This is a genomic window from Acidovorax sp. LjRoot204 (genome assembly GCF_056175785.1).
Genome location: NZ_JBGFFF010000017.1, coordinates 1 through 22595, shown reverse-complemented (window position 1 = coordinate 22595; position 22595 = coordinate 1). Strand labels below are relative to the sequence as shown.

The 22595-nt window shown below is 62.6% G+C and carries 35 protein-coding genes; 31 read left to right on the top strand and 4 right to left on the bottom strand.

Features of this window, described 5'->3' with window-relative positions; all coding sequences use genetic code 11:
- Positions 1-68: 68 nt before the first annotated feature.
- The 4 genes from AC04MI_RS05605 to AC04MI_RS05590 form a co-directional block, all read right to left on the bottom strand.
- On the bottom strand, positions 69-368 hold the full coding sequence (locus AC04MI_RS05605; protein WP_476497285.1) for a hypothetical protein: 300 nt from the start codon (positions 366-368) through the stop codon (positions 69-71).
- 112 nt (positions 369-480) lie between these two features.
- Positions 481-1302, bottom strand: a complete 822-nt coding sequence (locus AC04MI_RS05600; RefSeq protein ID WP_476497283.1) for a DUF3037 domain-containing protein — start codon at positions 1300-1302, stop codon at positions 481-483.
- Positions 1299-2030: a hypothetical protein gene (locus tag AC04MI_RS05595; RefSeq protein ID WP_476497281.1), complete on the bottom strand. Its 732-nt coding sequence runs from the start codon at positions 2028-2030 to the stop codon at positions 1299-1301. The genes AC04MI_RS05600 and AC04MI_RS05595 overlap by 4 nt, the downstream gene beginning before the upstream one ends.
- Entirely contained in the window at positions 2027-2530 is a 504-nt protein-coding gene (locus AC04MI_RS05590; protein ID WP_476497280.1) for a hypothetical protein, read from the bottom strand. The genes AC04MI_RS05595 and AC04MI_RS05590 overlap by 4 nt, the downstream gene beginning before the upstream one ends.
- 86 nt (positions 2531-2616) lie before the next feature.
- Between AC04MI_RS05590 and AC04MI_RS05585 the strand changes: the two genes are divergently transcribed.
- The 31 genes from AC04MI_RS05585 to AC04MI_RS05435 all read left to right on the top strand — a co-directional run.
- Positions 2617-2874, top strand: coding sequence for a YdaS family helix-turn-helix protein (locus AC04MI_RS05585; protein ID WP_476497279.1), 258 nt, complete (start codon positions 2617-2619; stop codon positions 2872-2874).
- Between the two features lie 135 nt (positions 2875-3009).
- Positions 3010-3273 carry a hypothetical protein gene (locus AC04MI_RS05580; protein WP_476497278.1) on the top strand — a complete coding sequence of 88 codons (264 nt, stop codon included), beginning with the start codon at positions 3010-3012 and terminating at the stop codon, positions 3271-3273.
- A 90-nt stretch (positions 3274-3363) separates the two neighbouring features.
- Complete coding sequence (locus tag AC04MI_RS05575) at positions 3364-3780, top strand: transcriptional regulator (RefSeq protein ID WP_476497277.1); 417 nt, start codon at positions 3364-3366, stop codon at positions 3778-3780.
- Entirely contained in the window at positions 3777-4043 is a 267-nt protein-coding gene (locus AC04MI_RS05570) for a hypothetical protein (protein ID WP_476497276.1), read from the top strand. The genes AC04MI_RS05575 and AC04MI_RS05570 overlap by 4 nt, the downstream gene beginning before the upstream one ends.
- Positions 4043-4324: a hypothetical protein gene (locus AC04MI_RS05565; RefSeq protein WP_476497275.1), complete on the top strand. Its 282-nt coding sequence runs from the start codon at positions 4043-4045 to the stop codon at positions 4322-4324. The genes AC04MI_RS05570 and AC04MI_RS05565 overlap by 1 nt, the downstream gene beginning before the upstream one ends.
- Positions 4321-5271 (top strand): DUF1376 domain-containing protein, encoded by a 951-nt coding sequence (locus AC04MI_RS05560; RefSeq protein ID WP_476497273.1) that lies wholly within the window; start codon positions 4321-4323, stop codon positions 5269-5271. The genes AC04MI_RS05565 and AC04MI_RS05560 overlap by 4 nt, the downstream gene beginning before the upstream one ends.
- Positions 5255-6115, top strand: a complete 861-nt coding sequence (locus AC04MI_RS05555; RefSeq protein ID WP_476497272.1) for an ATP-binding protein — start codon at positions 5255-5257, stop codon at positions 6113-6115. Before AC04MI_RS05560 ends, AC04MI_RS05555 begins: the two co-directional genes overlap by 17 nt.
- Positions 6112-6330 (top strand): hypothetical protein, encoded by a 219-nt coding sequence (locus AC04MI_RS05550; RefSeq protein WP_476497271.1) that lies wholly within the window; start codon positions 6112-6114, stop codon positions 6328-6330. The genes AC04MI_RS05555 and AC04MI_RS05550 overlap by 4 nt, the downstream gene beginning before the upstream one ends.
- Entirely contained in the window at positions 6327-6596 is a 270-nt protein-coding gene (locus tag AC04MI_RS05545; protein ID WP_476497270.1) for a hypothetical protein, read from the top strand. Before AC04MI_RS05550 ends, AC04MI_RS05545 begins: the two co-directional genes overlap by 4 nt.
- Positions 6593-6784, top strand: coding sequence for a hypothetical protein (locus AC04MI_RS05540; protein ID WP_476497269.1), 192 nt, complete (start codon positions 6593-6595; stop codon positions 6782-6784). Before AC04MI_RS05545 ends, AC04MI_RS05540 begins: the two co-directional genes overlap by 4 nt.
- Positions 6777-7055 (top strand): hypothetical protein, encoded by a 279-nt coding sequence (locus AC04MI_RS05535; RefSeq protein ID WP_476497267.1) that lies wholly within the window; start codon positions 6777-6779, stop codon positions 7053-7055. The genes AC04MI_RS05540 and AC04MI_RS05535 overlap by 8 nt, the downstream gene beginning before the upstream one ends.
- Positions 7045-7362 (top strand): hypothetical protein, encoded by a 318-nt coding sequence (locus AC04MI_RS05530; protein WP_476497266.1) that lies wholly within the window; start codon positions 7045-7047, stop codon positions 7360-7362. Before AC04MI_RS05535 ends, AC04MI_RS05530 begins: the two co-directional genes overlap by 11 nt.
- A complete protein-coding gene (locus AC04MI_RS05525) occupies positions 7359-7709 on the top strand; it encodes a RusA family crossover junction endodeoxyribonuclease (protein ID WP_476497265.1) in 351 nt (116 codons plus the stop codon). The genes AC04MI_RS05530 and AC04MI_RS05525 overlap by 4 nt, the downstream gene beginning before the upstream one ends.
- Positions 7702-8202, top strand: a complete 501-nt coding sequence (locus AC04MI_RS05520; protein ID WP_476497263.1) for a hypothetical protein — start codon at positions 7702-7704, stop codon at positions 8200-8202. Before AC04MI_RS05525 ends, AC04MI_RS05520 begins: the two co-directional genes overlap by 8 nt.
- Positions 8203-8366: 164 nt before the next feature.
- A complete protein-coding gene (locus AC04MI_RS05515; protein ID WP_476497261.1) occupies positions 8367-8786 on the top strand; it encodes a nuclease domain-containing protein in 420 nt (139 codons plus the stop codon).
- 18 nt (positions 8787-8804) lie between these two features.
- Positions 8805-9296 (top strand): hypothetical protein, encoded by a 492-nt coding sequence (locus tag AC04MI_RS05510; protein ID WP_440597227.1) that lies wholly within the window; start codon positions 8805-8807, stop codon positions 9294-9296.
- A 176-nt stretch (positions 9297-9472) separates the two neighbouring features.
- Positions 9473-10009, top strand: coding sequence for a phage protein NinX family protein (locus AC04MI_RS05505; protein ID WP_476497260.1), 537 nt, complete (start codon positions 9473-9475; stop codon positions 10007-10009).
- Positions 10010-10040: 31 nt separating this feature from the next.
- The gene (locus AC04MI_RS05500; RefSeq protein WP_476497258.1) at positions 10041-10724 is read left to right on the top strand and encodes a terminase small subunit; all 684 of its coding nucleotides are present in this window, start codon (positions 10041-10043) and stop codon (positions 10722-10724) included.
- Positions 10721-12307 carry a terminase gene (locus AC04MI_RS05495; protein ID WP_476497257.1) on the top strand — a complete coding sequence of 529 codons (1587 nt, stop codon included), beginning with the start codon at positions 10721-10723 and terminating at the stop codon, positions 12305-12307. Before AC04MI_RS05500 ends, AC04MI_RS05495 begins: the two co-directional genes overlap by 4 nt.
- 5 nt (positions 12308-12312) lie before the next feature.
- On the top strand, positions 12313-14445 hold the full coding sequence (locus AC04MI_RS05490) for a portal protein (protein ID WP_476497255.1): 2133 nt from the start codon (positions 12313-12315) through the stop codon (positions 14443-14445).
- Between the two features lie 303 nt (positions 14446-14748).
- The gene (locus AC04MI_RS05485) at positions 14749-15189 is read left to right on the top strand and encodes a hypothetical protein (protein WP_476497254.1); all 441 of its coding nucleotides are present in this window, start codon (positions 14749-14751) and stop codon (positions 15187-15189) included.
- A gap of 36 nt (positions 15190-15225) precedes the next feature.
- On the top strand, positions 15226-16266 hold the full coding sequence (locus AC04MI_RS05480; RefSeq protein ID WP_476497253.1) for a hypothetical protein: 1041 nt from the start codon (positions 15226-15228) through the stop codon (positions 16264-16266).
- Between the two features lie 168 nt (positions 16267-16434).
- A complete protein-coding gene (locus AC04MI_RS05475; protein ID WP_440597235.1) occupies positions 16435-17535 on the top strand; it encodes a N4-gp56 family major capsid protein in 1101 nt (366 codons plus the stop codon).
- A 71-nt stretch (positions 17536-17606) separates the two neighbouring features.
- Positions 17607-18020 (top strand): hypothetical protein, encoded by a 414-nt coding sequence (locus tag AC04MI_RS05470; RefSeq protein ID WP_476497252.1) that lies wholly within the window; start codon positions 17607-17609, stop codon positions 18018-18020.
- Positions 18021-18105: 85 nt separating this feature from the next.
- Positions 18106-18456, top strand: coding sequence for a hypothetical protein (locus AC04MI_RS05465; RefSeq protein WP_476497250.1), 351 nt, complete (start codon positions 18106-18108; stop codon positions 18454-18456).
- 3 nt (positions 18457-18459) lie between these two features.
- On the top strand, positions 18460-19131 hold the full coding sequence (locus tag AC04MI_RS05460; protein ID WP_476497249.1) for a phage adaptor protein: 672 nt from the start codon (positions 18460-18462) through the stop codon (positions 19129-19131).
- 49 nt (positions 19132-19180) lie between these two features.
- Positions 19181-19843: a hypothetical protein gene (locus AC04MI_RS05455; protein ID WP_476497248.1), complete on the top strand. Its 663-nt coding sequence runs from the start codon at positions 19181-19183 to the stop codon at positions 19841-19843.
- A complete protein-coding gene (locus tag AC04MI_RS05450; RefSeq protein WP_476497247.1) occupies positions 19843-21096 on the top strand; it encodes a hypothetical protein in 1254 nt (417 codons plus the stop codon). Before AC04MI_RS05455 ends, AC04MI_RS05450 begins: the two co-directional genes overlap by 1 nt.
- The gene (locus tag AC04MI_RS05445) at positions 21093-21614 is read left to right on the top strand and encodes a hypothetical protein (protein WP_260667521.1); all 522 of its coding nucleotides are present in this window, start codon (positions 21093-21095) and stop codon (positions 21612-21614) included. The genes AC04MI_RS05450 and AC04MI_RS05445 overlap by 4 nt, the downstream gene beginning before the upstream one ends.
- 13 nt (positions 21615-21627) lie before the next feature.
- Positions 21628-22071 (top strand): hypothetical protein, encoded by a 444-nt coding sequence (locus AC04MI_RS05440; protein ID WP_476497246.1) that lies wholly within the window; start codon positions 21628-21630, stop codon positions 22069-22071.
- 5 nt (positions 22072-22076) lie between these two features.
- Positions 22077-22595: hypothetical protein (locus tag AC04MI_RS05435; RefSeq protein ID WP_476497245.1), on the top strand; the 519-nt coding region annotated here is incomplete at its 3' end.

Sequence of the window (22595 nt, the reverse complement as noted above, 5' to 3'; positions counted from 1 at the left end):
GCCTTTCTTTTGCAGGGCCGCGCAGGCGAAAAAAGCCCACCTCAGAAAGCGGGCATGCGGGGCGCTGATCAGTCCCCGAACCGCAGCCGCCAAGCCTGGGCCACCCAGTCACCCTCGGGCGTCTTCTCCAGGCCGTGGATTTCCAGGGCGCCAGACACCATGTCCACGATGCGCGGCTCGAACAGGCGTTGGGGTTCGTAGCTGGCCAGGTGCAGAGCTGGCACGGTTCCGAACCGGCCCTCAAGGCGCACCACGGTCAGTTCCCCGGTGCACTCATGCATCTTGCTGGCGAACGGCCGCCGACCGCCCTTGCAGTAGAGCATCAGGATCGTGGCCTTGATGGGGAAGGAGATGGTGGTCGGCTGCATAAATACTGTATGAATATACAGTTATAATTTGCAGCAAATGGAACACCCCATCAGCCAACGAGGTTATGAAAAAAGCCACCCGAAGGTGGCTTGTGATGACGGGGTGATTGCGTCAGTGTGGAAGCGGAAGAGGCATGCCAGGCTTGCCAGTTGCCTTCCCAAGCAGCCCCATCAACTCGTTCATGTCTGCCGCACTTTCCCAGGTGTAAACGTGCTCGCTGTAGTCTTCCATCAAGGCTTTTGCTTCGCTCATCATCGGGCTGTCAATGCCCGCCAGAATGGCATAGCGCGCCGTGTTCTTTGCAGCCTTACGCGCCATGTCCAGGGTTAGAGCCTTGGAGCGCGCGTCGTGACGTTTCGCCGATGGGTTTGTGGTGCGCAGATCAAGAGACTCAATGACATGAAGGCGACCATTCTGCAGGGCAAATTCCGCAGTGGTCATCGGCCCGATTGGGTATCGCTCCACAATTTCGTGGTTGTCAATGTCCCGGCCAAGCCAGCCCTTGGCATTGAAAGCGGTTTTGAGATCCATGTGCAGGCGCGACACTTCGGCGCRCTCGCGACGGTCGCTCTTCGGAGCGGATACCAGACTGTGCAGAGCATTGGCGACGCGCTGCAAATACTTGTCTTCGTCCGTGTAGGAGAACTTGCCAAGGTTTGGCGACAGCCTCCACTGACCAAAGTTGCGCAAATATGCGGTTGCCTGCTCCTGACTCTGGCCGGCCAACATCTTTGGTAAGCCGCTCTCCCATGAGCGCACGGCATCGAGATCAACCTGAGGGTCCATGGCCCGCAGCTTTTTCAAGTCCTGTCCGAAGTGAACGCGCACCGATCCATCAGCCAGAAAAACCACGATGCCGATGTTGGCATGCTCTGTTCTGTTCGGCTGTGGGTAGTGAGAAAGCACTCCGTAGTGCGCTATGTTCGGGGTCATGGTGTGAGTAGCTTGATGGCCTGCTCTGCCCTTTTGGAAGACTCAGATTGCCACCACCGGCCGGCGGCGGCACAGTCGAAATTATCGCGCCAAAGCTCTGGAGCTGCTTCCAAAATTGCTTCAACCTGTTGTCCCGTAATGGCTTGTATGCGGTCCATTCGGTCCTGGGTTTCCTTGGGATTCACCAGTGGCGGGGTGGGGCCCGTCAACCACTGCCACACCTTGGCGCTATTGCAATCCGCAGACCATGGCCATGGCGCAAAGAGCCTCGTTCGGGACCAGTCGAAAGCCAGTGCACGCATCCTCCCGCCAGCCTGAGTGAATAGAATGTTGCCAAGATGGCGGTCATCGTTGGGCATGAACGCGTCAAGGGCGAACATGGCTGATATGTCGGCGCGGGAACGATTCAACCACCCGATGAACTCGGCGTCCGACACCTTCCCCGGGGAGAACTGCTTTGCGGTTTCCTCCCAGCGCGATCCAAATGCCTCACTGCCATCCAGGCGTTGGACGATTGCGAAGTCAGGGGTGAGGATTCCTGCCAAGCCGCACAGGTGGTAGCACAGCCATTCCGTCAAAGGAAGGTATTTGTGTCCAGGCTCGACCGTTTTCAATGCGTAGCGCCTGTCCTGCTCATCCAGACCGATCCACAACAAATCCTTGCTGGCGCCAGGTTCTGGCGGCTGCTCGTCCACGAGAACGACGGGCAGCAAATTCATCTGGCTCATGAGGGCTGTTTGGTTTTATCGAAGATTGGCGGGGGGACTGGTGGAAGGAAGTCCTTCGATTCAGGTCCGGGAATTGGGCTCATTCCCGACTGTGCAAGCAGCTCAGCCAGTCTTGTTCGATAGGCGGCAGCATTTGTATCGAGCAGCATTGCCAGCAGCTGCTTGAGTTCTTCCTTCGCGGTTGACTTGACCATTGAATCCAGAACAACGGCTAGCGCCAGTGCGATGTTCGGTGGTGAAAAAGAAGTTCCTTTCAACAGGTCCGGGTCCGTGTCCATCCAGCCACGCGGCTTTTGCAATTTTTCTTCGAGAAGTCTGGCTTGGTCCGAGCCCATGGTTTTGGGCTTCCCGGTCTTGCTTCCTACGGATGCATTCGATATTTGACTCAGGGTGGAATCAGTCGGGAGTCGATCAATCTTTGCGTTGATGGCGGCAAAGCTGCCGAACTCGGCCTTTAGTTCCGCCAGCCTTTCACGGCGAACTTCTTCTACTGTTTTCATAGCAGCCTATTTGATAGCGCTTGGCTAATCTTGTGTTACAGCGCGGCGCTATTGACAATGGTTAGCGCGGCGCTATCATTGGCGTTATGCAACTCGCTAACTACTTCGCCGAAACACGCGGCGCGCAAGCGGACCTGGCGCGGGCGCTTGGCGTCCCCCAGTCCTTGCCGAGTGCTTGGGCCGCAGCGGACCAAGAGAAGCGCCGCCCAGTGCCGATACAGCACTGCTTGGCCATCGAGCGCGCCACCAATGGCGCCGTCACCCGCCGTGACCTGCGCCCTGACGACTGGCATCTGATCTGGCCTGAGCTGGGTGCCGCCAACGAAGCCAAGGAGGCCGCATGACCTCAATGCCTTTTCGTGCGTTGGCGCCACTTGGCACGCTCTGCTCTCCGCCTCAGCTCCAAGCGGCTGTAGTGCAGGTCCACCAGCACGTACCCAACGGCGACGCCAACGTACGCAACTTTGACCCACACCTGATTGGAGTTGGTGCCCATGACTGAGCCCAATACCCAGAGCGCGCTGGCCACGCCAACGAACCGTGTCCAGTGCATCAACGCAGCCGCTCGCAAAAAGCGCTTCTGGCGCGCCTGCAACAGCGCCTTCCTGGCTATCCATCTGCTGGCACTGGCAATCGTTGGCTTCATGGTCGGTGACGGATGGCTGTTTCGCGTGGTTGCTGCATCCATTGTCGTCGGCCCCGTGCTGGCGTATCTGGCGCACAAGACCGCCCAAGCGGCCTGAGCCATGAATTTCCATCTGTGTTTCGTTTTGCATGACCCAGATGGTTGCTTTTTTTTGCCCTGACAGGGTACTCAACCCGGTTCAAACATCATGACCTCGATTGAAGACCAGCACGAACTGGCCCTGGCGCGGGCCCCGCAGCGGGCCTCTGTCCCGCTCGAAATGATCCGCGCGCAGAAGACGGCCGCAGCAGCTTTCACGCTGGCCTGCAGCGTCTCAGGCCTGGAAGACAAGGAGATCTATCTGGCGCTGGGCATTGACGCTGGGTACTTCTCCAACATCAAGAAGGGCAAGGCCACGCTGCAGGCAGATCTGGTTGCCCAGTTCTGCGAGGTGGTGGGCAACACGATCTATCCCGAGTGGGCCGCATTTCAGGTCGGCTGCACGCTGGTGATGATCAAGACCGAGGCGGAGCGCCGCGCCGAACTGGCAGAGCAGCGCGCCCAGGCCGCAGAGGCTGAAAACCGCCTGATGCGCCAACTGCTGGCCGGGAGGGTTCCAGCATGAACCATAGCCTCCCACTCAACGCTTTCCAGTCGGTGCGTCCACGCGGCCCCGATCTGGACATCCCCGCAGCAGCCCCACGCAAGACCAACCACAGCCGCGCACCGATTGAGGGAAATGTGCAGCGCGCACTGGATTCCAACGGGCGCCCCACGGTAACCACCGGGCCGCGCACCCAAGGTGCGATCACTCTCAACACTCGCCGACCCAGCGCCGCCACCCTGGCGAAGCAGGCGCGCGCGGCCAGCGGTGGAGGTGCCGAGTGATGCAAGCCCAGCACCTGGTTCGCGCGAGCGACCCACTCTCCAGCGTTCTCGCAGCCGAGCGCGCTATCAAGTTCGCAGGCAACCACTGTGACCGCATCCTGGCTGCGCTCAAGGCAGCAGGCCAAGCCACACCCCACGAGCTGGAGGACACCACCGGATTGACCGTGGTGCAGATCGACCGCCGCCTGCCCGACCTCAAGAAGGCCGGCAAAGCGCAGGTTGTGCAGCGTGGTGGCATGGACCTCATGCGCGGGAATGCGCGGGTGTGGGAGCTCGTGTGACCCAAACCCCCGAACCGCTGACACCAGCGGAATGCGACCTGACCGATTTCCAGTACATGGAGCTGGACGTTCGCCGCCTGCGTGATTCGAAATTTGCGGCCACGCCCAACGGCGATGCGTTCCGCGCCGGAATCATGCTGTGGTGCGCCGCCTGGCACCAGATCCCAGCCGCCTCATTGCCTGATGACGACGTGGAGCTTGCCAACCTTGCCGGATACGGGCGCATGCCTATCTCTGTGAAGGAATGGAAGAAGGTGCGCGCCGAGGCACTGCATGGGTTCGTGAAGTGCTCCGATGGACGCCTGTACCACCCCGTCATCGCAGAGAAGGCGATTGCCGCCTTTGAGTCCAAGCGCAAGTACGCCTACGAGAAGTATTGCGACCGCCTGCGGAAAGAGAACGCCAAGCGCGGGAAAGAAGGCAAACCCCTGTTTGGAATTCCTTCACGCGATCTTTGGATTTCCGGCGCGTACCCACACGGAATTCCACCAGAACAAGAGCAAATTCCGGCGGAAAACGCTCAAGGTTCCGCAGGAAATCCAGACGAAAACGCTCTTAGAGGGAACAGAACAGAACAGAACGGAGAGGGAACAGAACCTTATTCCGTTACTGACGTAACGGGCGGCGCTGCCGCCAAGTCGTCCGAGCAGATGACCAAGGACGAGCTGTGGAAGGCGGGCAAGTCACTGCTCAGCCAAGCGGGCCTGCCGCCTGCGCAGTGCGGGTCTTTCGTCGGAAAGCTGGTCAAGGACTACGGGGACCAGATCGTGGTGGAAGCCGTGCGCACCGCCGTGACAACCCGCCCCGCCGACCCCGTGGAATACCTCAAGGCCACCTGCATGCATGCCGCCAAACAGCGCGGCACCAAATCGAAGCCGTCTGCGCACACCGGACTGGCCAACCTCAACTACTCCGAAGGCGTGAACGAAGATGGAACATTTGCCTGAACCCTCGGCGGCGCCAGTTGCCGCAAAGTTGAACATCGGGAAGCATGACCTGGGCGAAATCGCCAGCACCTGCGAGAAGCACGGTGAGTACACCTCGACTGGTGTCCGCTACCTGCTTGGCCGGGTCCAGCGCGAGGTGTGGACTCCCTGCCCGGATTGCGAAGAGGCTCGCATTGCTGCCGAGCGCAAGGCGGAGGCGGAGAAGGCTGCGACAGCCGCCCGCCAGCGCCTGGAAGCCATGCTGCATGAGGCCGCGATTCCCGCCCGGTTTGCAGGACGCACCTTGGCGTCATTCAACGCTGAAACGCAGGAGCAACAGCGCGCGCTGCGCGTGGCCACCGACTTCGCGACGAATTTCGATGACCGTTTGCGTCGCGGCGAATCCCTGATCCTGCTGGGCGCACCAGGGACAGGGAAGAGCCACCTCGCGGCTGCCATCCTGCAGGCGATCATGCCCGAGCACTGCGGGCTGTACACGACCTGCGCCGGCCTGATCCGCGCCGTGCGCAACACATGGCGCAAGGACTCGGAGCGCTCCGAAGGGCAGGTGTTGGCCATCCTCGCCGAAGTCCCTCTGCTGGTCATCGATGAGGTGGGGGTGCAGTACGGCACCGACAGCGAACAGAACATCCTGTTCGAGGTGCTGGACCGTCGCTACCGCGACATGATGCCCACCATCCTGCTGGCGAACCTGAAGCTCAAGCGGGAGAAGCCCGAAGACCCAGCAGGGCTGCGCGAGGTGCTGGGTGATCGCGTTTATGACCGCCTCACGGAAACGGCGCGCATCGTCACCTTTGAGGGAGAGAGCTACCGGGCTAGGGCTCGCAAGGAGGCCTCATCGTGACCCGCGCCGAAGCCCTCCGCAAGCTTCTGGCCATCGGTGCCCTGTGCCGCCAGGAGATCGAGAACGTCATGGGCGGCGAGCCCGCCGAGGTGGCCGGAGCCATCAGCACCCTGCGTGCCCGTGGCGAGATCGTCTATGTCCGCGACGGCCGCCAGCAGACGTTCTACCGCCTGACTGACGAGGCCCGCGCCCGCGCCTTCGGGAGCCCAGCATGACCGGCTCCGAAAAAGCCCAGCTTGGGCAATGTGGCATCTGCGGGCACAAGACCGCGCACGGCCCATGGAGCACCGGGCAAATCGCTGAGGTCCTGGCCGACACAGGTATTGAGGCCAGCGAGTTCGAAGATTGGTGCGACGACTGCTTTGTGGAAAACATCACCGGCGGCGATGTGCGCGAGGCGGCCCGTCTGTTGGGCGGCCGAACTCTGCAGCTGCGCAATCCATCGCTGGCCTTTCGTGTCCTGCTGGGAGCATGCGCATGACCCAGAAACTCCATTGCGCCCGCTGCGGCCGCGTCACCCTGCACCCCGCCGTTGTGATCGGCGCCCAGCCCTTCGGCCGCGTGTGCGCGCGCAAGGCCGGGCTGATCCGGCCCAAGCACCGGGGCCGGGCATCCGAGGCATGCCGGGACAACCGCACCCTGGATTTGTTTGGAGGTGGCCATGCCTGACATGCCAAAGCGCTACACATTGCGCCAGCGAAAGGTCATGGACCTGCTCAGCTCCGGCCAGCCTGTCAGCCCCACGGATTTGCGCCGCGCCTGCGGCCTGGGCGTCAACGCGCTGCACCGCGTCCTGATCCAGCTCACAGAGGCCGAGCGCATCCATGTGGTGCTGGTGGAAGGGGAGCAGTGGTACGCCAAGTCAGAGGGGCCGCTGCCGACGCTGGCGACGGCGTGGGCCCGCACAGCATCAAAAGAAGGAGTGAGCCATGAACTGTAAGCCTGGGGATTTGGCAATTGCGATCCGTGGAGATATGAGCGCTGGTCGTGTGGTTCGCTGCCTGCGACTGATGAAGAAGGGCGATTTCGTGCCAACGAAATGTGGTCGGCGCATCGGATTGAGCGAGGACGCCGATGTTTGGGCGGTGGAGGGATTCATTTTCTTCACGGCGACCAACGGCGAGCTTGTCGAAGCAGCTATGGCGCAAGACGCCCAGCTGCGCCCCATCCGCGACCCAGGCGAAGACGCCCAAGACGAAACCCTGTCCTGGCTGCCGGTGCCAAGCCGTGAGGGAGTGGAGGCATGACCACGCTGCAGCTTACCCTGCCATGGCCGCCCACGGCTCTAAGCCCAAACACCCGCCAGCATTGGTCGGCCCTGTCGCGCGCCAAGAAGGCCTACCGCAATGCCTGCGCCATCACCGCCCGCCAGCAGGGTGCGGCCCGCTCAGAAGCGAAGAAGCTGCACGTCTCCATGGTGTTCGTGCCGCCAACGCGCCGCGCCTACGACCTGGACAACCTGCTGGCCCGCATGAAGTCTGGCCTGGACGGGCTCGCCGACGTGCTGGGGGTGGATGACCGCCATTGGAAGTTGGAGATCGACCGGTCCGACGAGATCGGTGGATTCGTTCGGGTGGAGGTGTCCCATGGCTGATCTTGTCATTTCCGCGAACTGGAATGAGCCCGTGCAGGCAAGGCAGCACCTGCAAAACGTGCTTGCCCCCTGGTGCAAGAGCATGTGGGCCGCAGGCCACCGGCTGCACGTCGAGGTCCGACTCCACGAGGACGCCAAGACTGACCRCCAGCGCCGCTACTACCACGGGGTGGTGCTCAAGAGCATTGCCCAGCAGGCCAGGCCAAACGGCCAGCAGTACCCGTTGGCGGTGTGGAAAGAGCACTTCCGCAAGGAATACCTGGGCTTCAAGACCGTCACGACCAAAAACCCGTTGACCGGCAAGAAGAGCAGGACGCGGCAGCGCGTGAGCACTGAAGACCTGGGCGTGAAGGGCTACAGCCAGCTGATCGACCGGGTGAGCGCTTTCGCCGCGACGGAGCTGGGGGTGACCTTCCCGGCCACCTACCAGCAGTGGGAGGGGATGCAGGTGGACCCGGACACTGGGGAAATCATCGGGGGTATGCAAGGATGAAGCGCAGCGCACCCCTCAAGCGCACCGCGTGGAAGCGCAAGCCGCGTGAGCAGCGGCGCCAGATTGCCCCCCACGATGCCGGAATTCCGGTATCGGCTGAAACGTCCATCTCTATTGCTCTGAGTGCTTCAGAAAATGTAGCAAGGCAGCGCGGAACCTACGCTTTGCCCCCCACGACCAAGGCGGTTCCAAAGTCTTCCGCCCAACGCAACGCCCACCTGCGCGACATGGCCCGAGGCATGCCCTGCCTGCTGCGCGTGCCCGGCATCTGCACCCAGGACCGCGCCACGGTGGTGTGCTGCCACAGCAACCTGAGCATCCATGGCAAGGCCGGAGCCCGCAAGGCAGACGACCACTACAGCGTGTGGGGGTGTGCAGCATGCCATTCCTGGCTGGACCAGGGCCCAGCGCCGCGCGCACAGAAGGCTGCCGCGTTCATGGCCGCCCATCTGGCCCAGGTGTTGGAGTGGCGCGCTATCGCCTTCGACAGCCGCAGCCAGCCGCGCGACCGGGCCGCCGCCGAATGGGCGCTGGAGCGGCTGAATGCCACTCGGACGGATGGGCAGATGCAAGCGAATTTTTGAACAGGGAGGCATGACCACATGAGCGCAAACGAAGAAAAAGCCACTACAGGTCAGATCATCTGGGAAACCATTGTTGGGCTCACGAACGATGAGCGCGACATCAGCCGCCAAGTGCTGCGCGATGCAACCGGTTTGTCCTACGAGGTGATTGATGACCACATCAAGCGCCTGGAGACGGCCGGCAAGGTGTTCAAAGTCGGCAAGGGCCTCATCAAGGTGGTGCCGCTGTACCCACCAGAGAGGGCCCAGAGTCTCACTGCGCTTCCCGATGGCCGAGTGAAGTTCGAGATCGGCGATGAGTACTTGGTGCTTACACCACCTGAGGCTCGTCGTCACGGCCTGTTGTTCACTGGGTTCGCACGTACCTTTGAAGACATTGAGGGCAGCAACAAAGCGCTGATCAGGACTGCCGAACTCGCGGACGAGGTGCGCCAATTGCGCCGAGAGATTGCTGCTCTCAAGAAGCCAAAAAACGATGCTCAGTTTGACTTGCTGGAGGCGGGCCAGTGAGAAGATCGGAAAACTATGAATGGACGCCTGAAAAGGTGTCCTTGCTGGGGACCCTCCCTGACAGTCATCTTGCGGAGCGCTGGGGAATGATGCCAAACAAGGTTGCGAAGGCGAGGATCGCGAGGGGGATTGCTGCATTCCAGTTCCAGAGACGCTAGACTCAGGAAGAGCGGGAAATGTTGATCACCCACTCTGATTCGCAGGCGTGCAAGGTGCTGGGCCGTTCGCTTGGCTCAGTTCAGGCAGAGCGACGAGCTTTGGGCATAAAGAAAGTGGGGTCGGCCGCGCATCCGCACCTCGAAGAGATACGGACGGCCTACACCACCACATCCWTGACAGTGCAGGAGATCGCCGAGAAGTACGGCGTCAGCCCGCAATATGTGCGGAAGCGCGCCCATGGCAGGAAATGGCAGAGGCCCGACAATCCGGCCATGAAGACTTCGGACCTTTCCGGCGCTGCCCTCGACACCTGGGTGGCCAAGGCCATCAGCAAATCACCTGGCTCCTCCTACTCGTCCTCCTGGGAGGCTGGCGGTCCTCTCATCGAGAAAGAACGCATCCACGTCGCACCGATGCCCGGTAAGGGCTGGGTCTGGTGCGCTGTCGTCGTGAGTGAATCCACCAAGGGCGCCTGGCAGGAAGGGCGGACGCCATTGATCGCGGCTATGCGGGCGCTGGTGGCCAGCCGGTATGGGAACGACCTGCCGGATTGAACACCCCCAGTAGGGTTCGACCCAGAGGGCCTTGCCCGGAATCATCCGTGGCATGGCGCCAAAAAAGGTAGAGAAAACTGCCCGTTCCACCAAAAAGACTTCCGCAGCATCTGAAAAGGGTGCTGCAGCTACGGCGCGCGTCGATGGTTTGCTGCCGARACAGGCGAAGTTTGTAGCGGAATACCTGATTTCGGGAAATGCCACGCAAGCCGCGCTGGCTGCGGGTTACAGCCCCAAGACCGCCTACAAGATTGGGGCGGAGAACCTCAAAAAACCACAAATCGCTTCCCTTTTGGAAGCAAAGCAGTCGGAAATCGCCGCGCGCCAGGATGAACGCCTCGCCGCGATGGAGCTGACTCAGGCCCGCGTGCAGCGCGAGATTGCCCGCATCGCCTTCTTCGACCCCCGCAAGATGTTCCATGCGGATGGCCGACCGAAGGATGTCACGGAGCTGGACGACGACACGGCCGCGTGCATCGTCGGCCTCGATGTCCTGGAAGAGTGGGAAGGCCATGGCGATGACCGCGTGCTGATCGGCCACGTCAAGAAGTACAAGATCGCCAACAAGAACGCGGCGCTCGACCAGGCTTCGAAGATCCTGGGGCTGTACGAGAAGGACAACGACCAGAAATCCAACCCAATCTTGGCGATGCTGGCGGCGATGAAGGGCAGCGCGCTGCCAGTTGTCCGTGACGGCAAGGAATCGGGCAAATGAAGAAGATCCCGCTCGACTTCGTGCCCACCAGCGAGGAAGAGCTGCTGCGCTGCCTGGCTGACCCCATGTGGCGCCTGTGCTCTGGGCATCTCTACAAGATCATGGTGAAGACCGACGACGGCGAGGGCACTGTTGTGCCGTTCAAGCCTAATCGGGCGCAGCGGCGGCTTATCAGCAAGCTGTGGCACCGGAACGTGATCTTGAAAGCGCGCCAGCTTGGGTTCACAACTCTGGTCGCCATCTTGTGGCTGGATCACGCCCTGTTCAACGAAAACCAGCGCTGCGGGATCATTGCGCAGGACCGCGAGGCAGCCGAGGCAATCTTCCGCGACAAGGTCAAGCTGGCCTATGACCACCTGCCGCCAGAGCTCAAGGCGGTCATGCCGCTGGCACGAGACAGCGCCAGCGAACTGCTCTTTGGGCACAACAACAGCAGCATCCGCGTCGCAACGTCCATGCGCTCGGGCACGATCCACCGGTTGCACGTCTCGGAGTTCGGAAAGATCTGCGCCAAGTTCCCCGACAAGGCACGCGAGGTCGTCACCGGTTCTCTGCCAGCCGTTCCTCTGAGCGGCATCACCATCATCGAGTCCACCGCCGAGGGCCGCGAAGGCGAGTTCTTCCGCATGACTCAAAAGGCCATGGCCTGCGCAGAGCAGGGCAAGGAGCTTTCCGAGCGCGACTACCGATTCCACTTCTTCCCATGGTGGGAGGCTCCTGAATACCGCATCAACCCGCAGACGGTGTTGATGACTCAGAAGGATCGCGAGTATTTCGAGAAGGTGGAGGCGCTGATCGGCCTGCAGATCGAAGCTGAGCAGCGCGCCTGGTATGTGGCCACGCGCGACAACGACTTTGGCGGCGACCCTGAGTTGATGTGGCAGGAGTACCCCAGCACTCCGGAAGAAGCCTTTCAGGTATCCACGGAGGGCACCTACTACGCCGTCCAGCTCGCCGCCGCCCGCAAGGATGGCCGGATTACGCGGGTGCCCTACATGCCCGGCGTGCCGGTGGACACGTTCTGGGACATCGGCCTCAACGACGAGAACTTCATCTGGTTCCACCAGAAAGTGGGCCTGCGTCACTGCTGGATCAAGTCGTACGGCAACAGCGGCGAGGCTCCCGCGCACTACGTCGCCGAGATGCAGAAAACTGGCTGGGTTTGGGGCCGTCACTACCTACCGCACGACGGCAACGCGCGCCGCATTCAGGCTTCCACGACCAAGACCTATGCCGAGCTGCTGGGCGACCTGGGGCTGAAAAACATTGAGATAGTGCCCCGCATCGAGTCGGTGACCACCGGCATTCAGATGGTGCGAAACATCTTCGGCAACTGCTGGTTCGATGAAGAAGGCTGTGCATCCGGCTTGGCAGGCCTGCAGTCCTACCGCAAGGAATGGAACAAGCGGCTGGGCGTGTGGGCGGACCACCCGCGCCACGATGCGGCCAGCAACCCGGCCGATGCTCTGCGGCAGTTCGCCCAGGGCTATCGCGAGATCTACGCCAAGGGCGAGCGCCCACGCAGCTGGCGCGACCGCCTCGGCATCAAGAACAAATCACAGGGATCGGCCCAGGCCGCTTGAAAACCATGGCAACAGCATCGACCCCAGCCGACCAGTCCGCGCGCGAGAACTGGCAGCGCTACTGCTACGGCAAGGACCGTGGGCACATCGAATACACCGAGCAGGCCGCCAAGTGCGAGGGCATGTACCTGGGCGGCGGTGAGCAGTGGAGTGCAGCCGACAAAGCCATCTTGACCGACCAGAAGCGGCCGTTCTACGAGTTCAACGAGGTTATGCCCAGCGTGAACAGCGCCGTGGGATACCAGATCCAGAACCGCATGGACATTGCGTTCAAGCCGCGCGGCGGCAAGAGCGATCTGGGAACGGCGACCGTGTTGCAAAAGGTGGCCATGCAGATTGCCGACTCGACCAATCTGCACTGGCTTGAAACCAAGGTCTTCAGCGACGGGCTGATTGAGCAGCGCGGCTACTACGACGTGCGCATTGGCTTCGACCGCAACATGTTTGGCGAAGTGACGATCTTCGATCTGGACCCGCGCGACGTTATCCCAGACCCGGACGCCAAGAGCTACGACCCTGACAAGTGGGGTGACGTGATCATCACCCGATGGCTCACTCTGGACGAGATCGAGCAGATCTACGGTAAGGACGCCCGGGTCAAGGCGGAAGCCTCGAACGACCACGGCCAGGACTTTGGTGATTCCGACGAGGAAGTGCCGCGCAACCGCTTCGGCACGGTGAACACCGCTCTGTACGACGCCTACGGCGCCGAGGGCGACGGCATCAACCGCTATCGGATCATCGACCGCCAGAAGTTCGTCTATGAAATGACCGACTGCCTGGTGTTCCCGCAAACCGGCGATGTCCATGTGATGGCAAACATGGCGGCTGATTCGATTCAAGACGCCATCGCCAAGGGCGCTGTGAAAGCCCGCCGCATGCGCCGCCGCGTGAAGTGGATCGTTTCGACCTACAGCCGCACCATCCACGACGAGTTCAGCCCGTACGAGCACTTCACCGTGGTGCCGTACTTCGCCTACTTCCGTCGCGGAAAGACGCGCGGCATGGTGGACAACGCCATCGGACCCCAAGAGGCGCTGAACAAGGCGGTCAGTCAGTTCGTCCACATCATCAACACCAGTGCGAACAGCGGCTGGGTGGTGGAGGAAGAGTCCCTGACCAACATGGACACGGAGGATTTGGAGACTGTCGGCGCCCAGACCGGCCTGGTGCTGGAGTTCAAGAAGGGCTCGACCAAGCCCGACAAGATCCAGCCCAACTCGGTGCCGACCGGCGTTGACCGGTTGATCGACCGCGCCACCCAGGCCCTGAAGGATGTGACGGTTCCTGAGGCCATGCGCGGTATCGGCGGCAACGATGAGGCGGGCGTCGCCATCCAGTCCAAGCAGTTCGCCAGTCAGCAGCAGCTCGCCACGCCTCTCGACAACCTGGCATACACGCGCAAGCTGCTGGCCCAGCGCATCCTGAAGCTGATCCAACGGTACTACGACAGCTACCGCATCTTCCGCATCACCGAAACGGACCCCATGACGGGCAAGCCGAAGCAGGAGACGCTGGAGATCAACAAGTTCGACCCCGAGACCGGCAACTACATCAACGATGTGACGGTGGGCGAGTATGACGTGGTGATCTCTGAGCAGCCGATGCAGGTCACTTTCGAGAACAGCCAGTTCCAGCAAGCGTTGGAGATGCGCAAGGCGGGGATCGCGATCCCAGATGCCACAGTGATCCGCTACTCGGGCCTCACGGACAAACACGAGATCCTGGGGAACATGCAGAGCCAGGCCGCGCCAGCGCCAGACCCGAAGGCGGAGGCAGACGCTGCGCTCAAGGCAGCCCAGGCCGAGAAGGTCAAGGCCGAGACGGAGCTGGTGCACACCGAAAACATCGCAAAGCGTGGCGAGACCCTGTACAGCACGATGCAGAGCGCCCAGGTGGTGGCAGGCAATGCCCAGATTACGGGCGTGGCAGACCAGCTGCTGGGGACCATCGGTTTCGAGGACCAGGACGCTGCGCCATACGTGGAGGCGCCACCTGCTGGCGCTGCCGTTGAGGCCGTTGGCTTGGACATGCCAAAGAACACCGACCCCATGACACCAGCCAGCCCTGCGCGCGGGCTGATGGATGGCATTGAAACGCCCGAGGCCGATGGCATGCAACCGGGGATCGGCCAATGACCGTTGTTCCGTTCAAGCGCAAAGAGCCCGAGCCAGTTGCAGAGCAGCACGGCGCGGGCGAGGCCTTCTGCATCGGCTGCGGCCATGTCTGGGCTGCTGTGGCGCCAACTGGCACGGTATCCCTGCACTGCCCAGCGTGCCATAGCGAAAAGGGGCGATGGAAGTTTGAGTTCGCGCCATCTCCGGGGCAGATGGTCCGCGAGTGCGGCTGCGGCAATCAGCTGTTCTACCTCACGCCAGATGGCCACCTTTGCGCCAACTGCGGCATTTATCAGAGCTATTGACCACCACTGAAGGAAGACCATGACCACCTATTGCGGATCACGAAGAACGACGGGCCACGGCGAGGCCGACATTTGCGGCGAAATGGGACCGGGCGGCGTGCACCAGTGCGCTGCCTGCGAATTGAAGGACCACAAGGCCGAGGAACAAAAGGACGCAGACAAGTACGCCAACTACGCCCAGGACGCCCTGGTGAAAGCCATCGCACGCGTGGCCCATGAGTCCGTCGCAGCCCACAACTCCGCCTATGGCGACTACACCACCCCGCCTTGGGAGCGTCTGCCCGAGAAGGACAAGGACCACACCTGCGCCAAGGTGGCGGCGTTCCTGAACAACCCTGATTTGCATCCCACGGCCCACCACGGGACATCCGTCGCGGTGCTGACCGCAAGCCAGCGTGCGGCGGCCTATGTTTTCCACGGCGTTGTGCACGCCATAGCTCGCGAGCAGACCCGCGACTGACCCTCACCGATTGACTAACCACTGGAGAGCAACACCATGAACATCCGAGAACTCAAGCGCCGCCTGCAGCCTTACAGCGGCTTCATGAAACCAGCCGAGGACGATGGATCCGACCTGGGCGGCGAGGTCATTCAGGTGAGCAATACCGGCGATGCCGATGCTGGTGACGGCCAGGAAGACCGCGGCGACACGTTCACCCCGACCGCCGATGCGGCCGATACAGATGCAGGGGCCGGAGCAGACGCTGCCGGAGCCGGAGCTGCAAGCGGCGCGGGCGATGCGGATAGCGCTGACGCCGGTGATGGCCGCCGCCAGGCTGGTATTCCCAAGGCGCGTTTTGACGAGGTGAACGAAGGGCGCAAGGAGGCGCTGCGTAAGCTGGAAGAGGCCCAGGCTGAAATCGAGCGCCTGAAGAAGGCCGGTGCTGGCGCCGAAGGGGCTACTGCAGCTCCTGCGACCGCGAAGCCTGCTGCCCAAGCGGATGCGGGGGCTGGTGCCGGCGGATTCGACGTGGACGCCAAGGAGCAGGAGTACGCCGAAGCGCTGTATGCCGGAGACGGCAAAAAGGCCGCGTCCATCCGCCGTGAGATCAATGCCCACCTTGTGACCGAGGCAACCTCCAGGGCCCGCGAAGTGGCAGCGACCGAGTTCACCGCGCGCGAGACGCAGACCTTGCTGAAGGCCGCGGTTCAGACCGCAGTGGCTGCGTACCCCTGGCTCAACAAGCCCGAGGGCGAGGAAGCCCTGGACCTGATCGTGGCAGCCCGTGACCAGCGCATCAAGAAGGGCATGCCGCCCCATTTGGCCCTGCAGGAGGCGGTGAACAAGATCGCTCCGAAGTTCGCTCCCGAGGGTGATACCCCCAGTAGGGAATCGACAGACACACCAGAGCGGAAAGACACTAGAACCGCACAAGCACTGGCGCGTGGCGCTGCAGATTCCCTGCTGCAACCACCTCCGGTGCAGGCTGGTATCGGAAACCGCGCGACGGCGGCCAGGATCGATGTCGAATCGCTCACCGAAGAGCAGTACGACGCACTTCCTGAAGCCGAGAAAAAGCGTCTGCGCGGCGACTGATCCAGCCACAACGACCAGCAGGTTTCGCCCGGCCTGCTGGTCTTGAACTCAGGGTGATCTCGTCACGGGAGGACGTTAAACCACCCGGCGCCCTTGACCGCCACCAAGTCATGTCTCTCGCATTGGCAGCGCACGCCTCAGTCCGTAACCAATTCAAGGAGCATGACAATGCTTACCAACTTTGCGGCGTTGACGCCCAAGCAAAAGATCGTCTGGCAGCGGGACACCTGGAAGGCCGCGCGCGACCAGATGTTCATCAAGAACTTCATCGGCACGGATGACAACAGCGTCATCCAGCGCATCACGGATCTGACCAAGACCGAAAAGGGCGAGCGCGTCATCATGCACCTCGTCGCCGACCTGGTCGAAGACGGCGTGATCGGTGACAACGAGCGCGAAGGCAACGAAGAAGCGATGCAGTCGTACAGCCAAGAAATTGGCATCGACCTGTTGACCCACTCGGTGCGCAACAAGGGCAAGTTGGCCGAACAGAAGACGGTCATCAAGTTCCGCGAAATGGGCCGCGACCGCCTCGCATTCTGGCTGGCCAACCGCTGCGATCAGCTGGCGTTCCTGACCATGTCGGGGATCAGCTACGCGTTCAAGAACAACGGCGCACCTCGGGTGAACTCGCCGTTCCCGAACCTCGCGTTCGCAGCCGACCTGACGGTCCCATCTGCCAAGCGCGCTCTGATGTTCGACGGCACCAGCCTGCAGACGTCCAACACCGGCAGCATCACGACCGCCTACGTGCCTAAGTACACGATGATCGTGGACCTGATCGCCTATGCGAAGGAGCACTACATCAAGCCGCTGATGTCCGGCGGCAAGGCGTACTACGTGTTCTTCGTGCAGCCCGGCACGCTGGCGGCTCTGAAGAAGGACCCCGACTACCAGCGCGCCGTGGTGGCCGTGGCTACCAAGGGCGGGACCGATTCGCCATGGTTCACCGGCGCGACCGTGACTGTGGACGGCGCCGTGATTCACGAACACAACCTGGTCTACAACACCAAGGGCGCCGCCTCGGGCTCGAAGTGGGGTTCCGGTGGTCTGGTGAACGGCACGCGTTCGATCCTGGCTGGCGCTCAAGCGCTGGGCATGGCCGACCTGGGCGCACCCGAATGGGACGAAAAGACGTTCCAGTACGGCAGCCAACAGGGCATCAACATCGACAAGATGCTGGGCTTCCTCAAGCCGCAGTTCTATTCGATCTACGACCAGTCGGTCGAAGACTTCGGCCTGCTGACGGTCGATACCTACCTGCAGTAATGCGGGCCCCGGAGGACGGGGCCTGCGGGCTCTGTCCTTCCATCTTCCCCTGATGTTGAAGGAACCTCATCATGCCAATCACCAAGAAATCCGGCCGCCAGGAAGTCATCGCGGCCACCGCCGACTTCACCTATGCCGACGTGACCGACGACACGTACATGGCTGCCGTTGATCTGCCAGGCGGAGCCATCGTCGTGGGCGGCCATCTGGCCATCACCACCATCTTCAACTCCGGTACGGACGACAAATTCTCCATCGGCGACAAGGTGGGTTCGGCTTCGGCGACCAAAGACACCYACGCGGCACTGTCGGCAGACATCACCGCTGCAGGCGCCGTGCCCATCGTGGCCACCGGCAAGAAGTACAGCGAGCCCAGCACCGTGGGGGTGGTCTGGAACGGTTCCGGCACTGCTCCCTCCGCAGGGGTTGGTCGCCTGACCGTCCTCTACATCGTGGACGGCCGCGCAGCCTTCAGCCAAGGCTGATCCATTGTTTCTCAGTGGTCAGGCCAGCAATGGCCTTTTGCACCCGGCGGCTTGATCCCCGCCGGGTTTTTTGAAGGACACCATCATGAAATTCCGTTCCCCCACTGACGAGCCGCTGTATGTGGCTCTGACCACCGGCCACACCTGCGTGATCTCGCCCGAGGGCGATGAGATCGACCAGATGTTCCACCGCGAAGCGATTTCGCGTGGAGCAGTGCCTGCATCCGTGACCAATGAGGTCGGCCCCGCTGGCGGTGGGTTCGACCGCAAGCAGGTGATCGCTGACGCCATGAATGCCATGCTGGACAGCGGCGCCGAGGACGAGTTCACCAACGACGGCAAGCCCGACCTGCGCAAGCTGAGCGCACGCACTGGTTTCAAGGTGGCACGCGAAGAAGCGGACGCCATCTGGGCCGAAGTCTCCGCCAAGGACTGACCCGTGAAGGTCGCGGACTTCATTGACGAGTTCCGGAGCACGGTGGCCGATCATGTCGAGCCGCCGTTCTGGTCCTCGGAGAACATCGTCCGCTACCTCAATGAGGCGGTGCAGGAGGCGTGCGAGCGCGCCAAGCTGATTGAGGACCGCGCAACTGCTGCGGTTTGCTCAATCGCTGCCTTGGCCGGTGAGTCCACCTACTCACTGCACCCTAGCGTCTTTGAGATCCGGCGCCTGACCTTCAACGGCCGGCGTCTCGACGAAACCAGCGTGGAAGAGCTGGACCAGGATTGCCCGGGATGGGAGAGCCGCAGCGGGCAGCCGCGAGCATTCATTTTCGAGCAGGCCAGCGGTGTGCAACCGGCCAGGGTTCGGCTTGTGCCGACTCCAACCGCTGCTGGCTCCATTGCGATGACTGTCTGCCGTGGCGCCCTCAAGCCTCTGAGCGCTGACCTGGACACCGCAAAGCCTGAAATCCCCGAGCGTTTCCACGAGCGCCTGATGGACTGGGTGCTGCATCGCGCGTACATGAAGCAGGACGCGGACACCTTCGATCCCAACAAGGCGTCCCAGTCGTACGCCCTGTTTGTGCAGGCCTTCGGCGAGCGCCCAGATGCCAACGTGCAGCGCAAGCGCAGGGACAAACGGCCGCCTGTCGTGCGCGTCAACTGGTGACCCCCAGTAGGGCTCGCGCGAATCGCCTGACCCCGGAATCATCGGCCCCATGGCAACCATCTTCCTCGACGCCTTCAATGGTTCCGGTAGCGTGCACGGCCGCGCACCGGACATTGGCACGGGTGCGTGGTATCAGGACACCGATGTATACCCGGCGGCCGCGACTGCCGTAGCCAGTGGCAAGGCCTCTCTGTCGGGCGGCTACACGGTGGTCTATGTCGATTACACGGCGCCCATTGGCGGCGACTTCCCCACCTTCGAGGCCATTTTCGAGTTTGTGGGCGACGCAGGTGCGGCCTCGTCGAACACCGAATTTGGCGCCAAGATGGCCATCACGGATGGCGCTGGAGCGGGCACGGTGGTGGGTGGCTACTACTACTCCTACACCAGCGGTTTCTACAACCCTCCACGCTTCCAGAGCTTCACCGACAAGCTGCCCAACTACGACGGTTTCGACTCTACGGATGTGGTGGTCGCAGCCCCTGTGGAGGGCGCCACCCGCACCCTGCGCCTGGCCATGAGCAATGGCGTGCAAGTGGTGGAGCTGGATGGCGTGGTCATGCTGTCGGGCAATGCAGCCATGCCGCCGGGTGTGGATGTGGCGTTGTCGTTCAAGCTGCTGGGCCCGCACTCGCTCAAGAACGCCACCGTCAACGCCACCGGCACGCCCATCTTCTGGACGCGGCACCGCAACACGCGGGAGGTGGCTTGATGGCCGGCAAGCTCCCCACCATCGGTCCATTCCCGGCAGGCGTCAACAACCGGCGCGATGCCCACGACCTGCGCCAGCCCGTGCAGCGCGGCAGCATCGACCTGCTGCGCAGTGCCACGAATGTGGACCTGACCGACGAGGGCAAGGTGCGCCGCCGCCCAGGCTTCACGCAGGCCATTGCACAGGACGGCTGCCATTCGCTGTGGGGCGACGGGAACACGGGGTTCTACGCTGCGGGCTCAGGCCTGTACCAGCTGCGCGAGAGCGGCCCTGGTGTGGTGGACAGCCTGGTGCGCAATGACCTGGCGCCCGGACAGCCCATGTCGTACTGCGAGGCGGGCGGCACCTACTTCTACACCGGCTCCGGTCACCTCGGCATGGTGCGCGACGGCGTGCGGATTGACTTCACGCCCCGCCTGAACATCACGCCTGTATTGAGCGCAACCCAAGGCGCATTGAGCGCTGGGCGCTATCAATTTTGCTTTACGCAGATGGGTGTTGCCGGTGAATCGGCGGCCACGGTGCCCCAGGTGATCGACCTTCCCACGGGTGGCGGCATCCGCATCAGCTCCATTCCTCCGGCTGCACCGGGCACGACGCTGCGCGCGTACATGACCGCCGCCAATGGCGAGGTGTTCGGCCGCGTGGATCTGCAGGTGTCGGCCGGTGTGGCGGAGATCGTGGCCCCTCCAGAGTTGGGCGCGCGCTGCCAGACCCTGCTGCTGGAGCCCATGCCCGCCGGGTCCATCGTGCGGCACGCCTTGGGTCGCTTGCTGGTGGCTGTAGGCAACCTGCTTTGCTACAGCGAACCGTACGCAAACGGCCTGTTTCGGCCCAGCAAGAACTACATCCCGTTTGCGGCTCCAGTCACGGTTGTTGAGCCCTGCGGCGGTGGTGTGTTTGTGGTTGCCGACAAGACCTATTGGCTGGATGGCGACCTGGCAGCGGCCAGCCTGATCGAGAAGCTCCCCTACGGCGCTGTGCCGCATTCGGGCGGCTCCGGCCCCACCGACAGCAACACGGTGTTCTGGATTTCCACACGCGGCCTGGTCTTCGGCGGCGCCGATGGCTCCATGCGCAATGCCCAAGAAAAGCAGCTGGCCCTGGCCGGTGGTGCTGCGGGCGCAACCCTGTACCGCGAGCAGGAGGGCTTGACCCACATCCTGACCGCAGTGCGTGACCCCATGCAAACAACCGCTGCGGCGAGCAGCTATTTCGACGCAGAGATCGTCAGGAAAGGAGTGGTGCTATGACCGCTACAACGAAGCAGGAAATGGCCGCACTGGCGGCCTCTGGTGTGACCTACACCCTGGAGCTGGTCCGCAAGGGCCAGGTCATCGAGCGCGAGGTGATCCACAACCTCATGCCCGAGCAGGGCCGCAACCACGTCGTGGGCGTGACCATCAAGGGCGTGACGCAGGTTCCCACCTGGTACATCGGCCTGTTCGAGGGCAATTACACGCCTGTCGATGCCGACACCGCCGCTGGTTTTCCGGCTGCAGCCACCGAATGCACGGCCTATGCGCCCAGCACCCGCGTGGAGTTCAACGAGGGCGCCGTGGTGGCCGGTTCTGCCGACAACACGGCCAACCGCGCGGAATTCACCTTCACGTCGGCCAAGACGGTGTACGGAGCCTTCATGGCATCCGGCCAGGCCAAGGGCGCTGTGACCGGCACGCTGCTGTCGGCTGCGCGCTTCGCCACCGCCAAGAACGTGCAGGTGGACGACGTGCTGCGCGTCACCGCCTCGCTGTCCATCGTGTCGGCATAAGGAGCACACCACCATGGTCGCACCAGTCATCGCATCCACCGGCCTCAAGGCCGCCATGCTCAACGCCGGAGGTTTCAAGGAAACCATGGACGGCGCGGAGTTCCGCCTGTACGCAGGCATCGTCCCAGCCCACGCCAATGACAGCATTGGTGCCGCCACGCTGCTTTGCACCATCAAGAATGGCGGCAGCGGCGTGACCTTCGACGAAACCACGGCACCCGGCACGCTCATCAAGCCCGCCGGCGAAACCTGGTCCGGCACCAACGCGGCCAGCGGCACCGCGACGTTCTACCGCCTGGTGCTGTCCGCAGACACTGGCGCTGCGTCCACCTCTGCGCCGCGCGTGCAGGGCACGGTGGGCGTGATCGACGCCAACATGAACCTGTCGAGTGTGGGCCTGGTCAGCGGCGCTACCCAGAGCCTGACCAGTTATGTGGTGTCGCTGCTGGGCGGCTGATCGGCATGAAGTTCCCTGACCGCCCCAATGGCGCTACGGGCGCCCTGGTCAGGGCCAATGAGTTCGACCAGTCCCCAACCGCGCCTTTCAGCAAGACGCGCCAGGGCTCACAGGTCATCCACAAGCGCAACGGCGATCTGCTGATCCGCAAGGACGACAACGCCGCGCCGCCGCCCCCGTACCTGCTGTGGTCCGGGCCGTGGGTGCAATCGGGCGCTGAGTCGGACATCCTGCGCCGCATCGGGCTGGACCCCGGCGACGCGGCCATTGACGAGGCCATCGAAACCACCACGCCCGCCATCCGCTCCGCAAACAACGGGGTGTATGTGGGCGACGGGTATTTCCTCGATTTGTGCGTGAGCTATGACGCATCCACGGCCGGGCTGCTGCAAGGTGCCAGCTTCCCGCGCCTGCGCAGCATCGACAACCTGGAGGGCGCCATCGTGCCCGCCGAGTCACCGCTGAACGTGGCCGGGGCGAATGTGGCGCTGGACAACGTGGAGCCCTTGCTGGTGGCTGAGACC